This is a genomic window from Streptomyces sp. NPDC005070 (genome assembly GCF_053600395.1).
On sequence record NZ_JBSFZS010000531.1, the window covers coordinates 1 to 1,326 of the forward strand.

Annotated in this window: 1 protein-coding gene and 1 pseudogene; one reads left to right on the forward strand and one right to left on the reverse strand. The window is 70.9% G+C overall.

Annotated elements, in window-relative coordinates; translation table 11 throughout:
• Positions 1 to 86: 86 nt before the first annotated feature.
• Positions 87 to 458 (forward strand): annotated as a pseudogene (locus tag ACWEBX_RS40885) (VOC family protein); the annotation flags it as partial.
• A gap of 32 nt (positions 459 to 490) precedes the next feature.
• On the opposite strand, the gene ACWEBX_RS40890 reads toward ACWEBX_RS40885, so the two are convergent.
• Entirely contained in the window at positions 491 to 1,210 is a 720-nt protein-coding gene (locus tag ACWEBX_RS40890; RefSeq protein ID WP_451889746.1) for a hypothetical protein, read from the reverse strand.
• Between the last annotated feature and the right edge of the window lie 116 nt (positions 1,211 to 1,326).

Below are 1,326 nucleotides of genomic sequence, written 5' to 3' on the forward strand. Positions count from 1 at the left end.
TACTCCGTAGCCTCCTAGGCCAACCAGGGGAAGCGTCACGATCAGCATGATCATTTCTAGGCCGTGTTGCGCTGTGAACCCCAGGGCGGCGGACGTACCGCGACACCGGTCCGATCGCCGCGGTGGTGGTCGACTGCGTGGATCCGCGGGCCATGGCCCGGTTCTGGGGTGAGGCGACGGACTGGACCCTGCACGAGGTGGCCGACGATCACGCGACCCTGCGGTCGGCCAAGGGTGTCGGCCCGTATCTCGAACTCCTCCGCACCCCCGGCGCGAAGACCGTGCCGGACCGCGTCCACATCGACCTGCTGCCGTACCCCGGCGACGACAAAGAAGCGGAGGTGGCCCGGCTGCGGGCCCTCGGCGCCACCGATCTCGACATCGGCCAGGGAGATGTGCCGTGGACGGTCCTCACCGACCCGGAGGGCCACGAGTTCTGCGTGCTCAGCCTGCCCTGAGGCGGCGCGGCCGGGCGTGGCGACGAGGCCCGCTACGCCCCGTCCAGCTTGCCCAGTTGCGCCCTCACCACCGTGTCCGGCACGGTGGCCGGGGCCTTGCCCCAGGGGCGGCTCGGGTTGCTGTAGGTGAAGAACATGGCGACCGTCGCCCCCTTACGGACGGCGACCACGGCGCAGGGGACCCGGACGGGCTTGTCGTTCTCGTCGACGGCCGCGAGTTGGGTGAGCCTCACGGAGACAGACTCGTCGCCGTAGCCGGGGTCGGGTCGGAGCTCGACCGCGTCGTAACGGAAGTCGACCTGGACGTCCTTGAAGGTCGCGCACTCCTTCGCGGCGGTACGCAGCTCACCGATCACCTGAGAGGCGGTTTCGGCCGTGTACGAGGACAGGCTCAGGGTGATTCCGGGGCCGGCCTTCTTCAGGGTGAGACTCCGGCCGGTGCGCGCGCCGGCGGCGTGGACGGAGCCCGTGCCCACGGCGTGGACGAGGGGTGAGCACGCGGCGGGATCGGCCGTTCTGTGGGCCGCTCGGGTCGCCGTGGGAGCCTGCGCCACTTCATAGCCGTCGAGGTCGGTGCCCGCGACGGCCGCGTGCTCCAGCTCCGTCTCGCTGAGAGCCTTGGCCGGGGCGACCGACGCGGTCCGCTCCGATGCCGGCTCCCCGGAGGATCCCTCCCCCGATCCGCATCCTGCGAGGCACGGAAGGACGGCCATGAGCATGGTGACAGCGGCCCCGGCCCGTGATCGGTGCATGGTTGATTCTCCGTCTGTCGGCGCCCTCGACGCGATCGGCGCGGGCGACATCGTCCGCGCCATCGGCACACCGGTCACCGCCATGGGCCTACGGAGCTGGACGGGTAAGCACCTGG

Excerpts from the sequence above, each read along its gene's own strand:
- ACWEBX_RS40890 (WP_451889746.1), bottom strand. The coding sequence starts at position 1,210 with ATGCACCGATCACGGGCCGGGGCCGCTGTCACCATGCTCATGGCCGTC.